Source organism: Cellulomonas septica (genome assembly GCF_012396155.1).
GTDB classification, from domain to species: domain Bacteria; phylum Actinomycetota; class Actinomycetes; order Actinomycetales; family Cellulomonadaceae; genus Cellulomonas; species Cellulomonas septica.
Genome location: NZ_JAAXOY010000519.1, coordinates 1 through 2,605 on the forward strand (window position 1 = coordinate 1; position 2,605 = coordinate 2,605).

The window sequence follows — 2,605 nt, forward strand, 5'->3', positions numbered from 1 at the left end:
GGACCGGCCACGACCCGCACCACCCACCGACCTGCCGACGACGCCGGGTCCACCCCGCACGACCCGAACTCATCGAGAGCGAGACCATGACCGACCGCACCGCACCCCCCGCGCCCGTGGCGCCCGCCGAGGACGAGGCCACGCGCCTCGTCGAGACCTCGGCCGACGCCGCGGGCCTCCCCCTCGACCCCACCGCCGCGCCCGACTCCGCCGAGGCCCCCCGCATGACGCACCGCGAGGTGCTCGAGTCGCTGTCCGGGATCCTCCTCGGCATGTTCGTCTCGATCCTCGCGACGAGCGTCGTGTCCTCCTCGCTGCCGCGGATCATCTCCGACCTGAAGGGCGAGCAGTCCGCGTTCACGTGGGTCGTCACCGCGACCCTGCTCACCACGACGATCACGACCCCGATCTGGGGCAAGCTCGCCGACCTCGTCGACCGCAAGCTGCTCATCCAGCTCGCGCTCGTCATCTCCGTCGTGTCGTCCGCGCTCGCGGGCCTCTCGCACACCACGGGCATGCTCATCGGCATGCGCGCCCTGCAGGGCATCGGTGCCGGCGGTCTGACCGCGCTCGGCACGGTCCTCATCGCCGACATCATCAGCCCGCGCGAGCGCGGCCGGTACATGGGCCTCATGGGCGGCGTCATGGGCATCGGCATGGTCGGCGGCCCGCTGCTCGGCGGCCTCATCACCGACGGCCCGGGCTGGCGCTGGAACTTCTTCGTCGGCCTGCCGTTCGCGGTCGCCGCGATCATCGTGCTCCAGCGCACGCTGCACCTGCCCCCGCTCAAGCGCCGCCAGGTGAAGATCGACTACCTCGGCGCGGCCCTGCTGTCCGCGGGCATCGCGCTGCTGCTCCTGTGGGTCACCTTCGCCGGCGACTCGTTCGCGTGGGGCTCGTGGCAGACCGCCGCGATGGTCGGCGGCTCGATCGCGCTGCTCGCGCTCGCCGTGTGGGCCGAGTCCCGCGCCGCGGAGCCGATCATCCCGCTGCACCTGTTCAAGAACCGCACGCTGGTCCTGTCGGTCGTCGCGTCCGTCGCGGTCGGCATCGCGCTGTTCGGCACCTCGGTGTTCCTCAGCCAGTACATGCAGCTCGCGCGCGGCAAGACGCCGACCGAGTCCGGCCTGCTCACGATCCCCATGGTCGTCGGCGTGTTCGTCGCCTCGACGCTGTCGGGCCAGATCATCAGCCGGACCGGCCGCTACAAGGGCTTCATGGTCGCCGGCGCGACCGTCCTCACCGCGGGCCTCGTGCTCATGGGGACGATCCACTACGACACGAGCTTCACGCTCGTCGCGCTCTACATGGTGATCCTCGGCACCGGCGTGGGCATGCTCATGCAGAACCTCGTCCTCGCCGTGCAGAACACGCTCGACGTCCGCGAGGTCGGCTCCGGCACCTCGACGGTCGCGTTCTTCCGGACGCTCGGCGGCGCGATCGGCGTGTCCGCGCTCGGCGCCGTGCTGGCCAACCGGGTGGGCGACCTCATCGTGTCCGGCCTCCAGGGCATCGGGATCGACGCGTCGGCGCTCGGCGCCGGCGGGACCAGCACGCTGCCCAACCTGGCCACGCTGCCCGAGCCCGTGCGGATCGTCGTCGAGCGGGCCTTCGGCGACGCGATCGCGGACCTGTTCCTCGTCGCCGCGCCCGTCGCCCTCGTCTCGCTCGTCGCGGTCCTGTTCCTCAAGGAGGTGCCGCTCGGCCGCAAGTCCGGCATCGAGCAGCGGCTCGAGCAGGACGCCGACGTCGAGGAGAAGGCGCCCGCCACGGTCGCCTGACCTCGGCGCACGGACGCCACGCGCCGCCTCCCGGGAGCTCCGGGGGCGGCGCGTGGCGTCTGTCCGTGCGGGAGGTCAGTCGTGCTGGCGGATCGCCGCGAGCGCCGAGTTCAGCCGGTCGAGCTGCTCGGCGAGCGCGTCGACCTCGCCCGCGCTCCAGCCGTCGAGCGCGCGCAGCAGGAACTCGCGCCGGGCCGCACGCGCGGCCGACAGGCGGCGCTGCCCCTCGTCGGTGAGGTCGAGCAGCTGGCCGCGGAAGTCCTCGGGGTCGGGACGGCGCGAGACCAGGCCGATGGCACCGAGCCGCGCGAGCTGGCGGGAGATCGTGCCGCGGCCGACGCCGATGTACGTCGCGAGGTCGCTGGCCCGGACGCCGGGCGTCGCCTCGATGTGCCCGAGCAGCACGTACGCCGACGGCTCCAGGTCGGGGTGCACGTCACGCGCGAGCGCCGCCGACGACGCGTGCGCCCGGCGCAGCAGCAGACCGAGCTCTCGCTCGAGCCTCGCGAAGTTCTCCTCGACCACGGAACCTATCCTCGCCCCACCGGGGGTACCCGGGCGGGCGAAATCGTTGGACAGCTGCCCGACACGCCGGACGGACTAGGTGCTGGCACCCAGACGGGTCAGCGGGACCAGGTCGTGCGCCGCCCCGCGATGGTCGCGATCGCGGCGGCGCGGTCGGCCCCGAGCCGCGGGGCCATGCGGCGGAAGATGCCCGGCACCTCGGTCCGGGGGACGACGAGCACGTCGTCCGTGCCGCCCGGCGAGCGCACCTCGACGCGGCCCTGCACGACGAGCACCGCGCGGACGACGACGCCCGCGCA

The 2,605-nt window shown here is 73.3% G+C and carries 2 protein-coding genes and 1 pseudogene; 1 reads left to right on the plus strand and 2 read right to left on the minus strand.

Annotation, left to right across the window (positions count from 1 at the left end; all coding sequences use genetic code 11):
* The first annotated feature begins 224 nt into the window (after positions 1-224).
* A complete protein-coding gene (locus HGA02_RS15950) occupies positions 225-1,781 on the plus strand; it encodes an MFS transporter (protein WP_168680073.1) in 1,557 nt (518 codons plus the stop codon).
* A 75-nt stretch (positions 1,782-1,856) separates the two neighbouring features.
* Here HGA02_RS15950 and HGA02_RS15955 read toward each other — a convergent pair whose 3' ends face one another.
* Together HGA02_RS15955 and HGA02_RS15960 are read right to left on the minus strand one after the other, a co-directional pair.
* The gene (locus HGA02_RS15955; protein ID WP_168680071.1) at positions 1,857-2,306 is read right to left on the minus strand and encodes a MarR family transcriptional regulator; all 450 of its coding nucleotides are present in this window, start codon (positions 2,304-2,306) and stop codon (positions 1,857-1,859) included.
* Positions 2,307-2,404: 98 nt separating this feature from the next.
* A pseudogene (locus HGA02_RS15960) lies at positions 2,405-2,605 on the minus strand (NERD domain-containing protein); the annotation flags it as partial.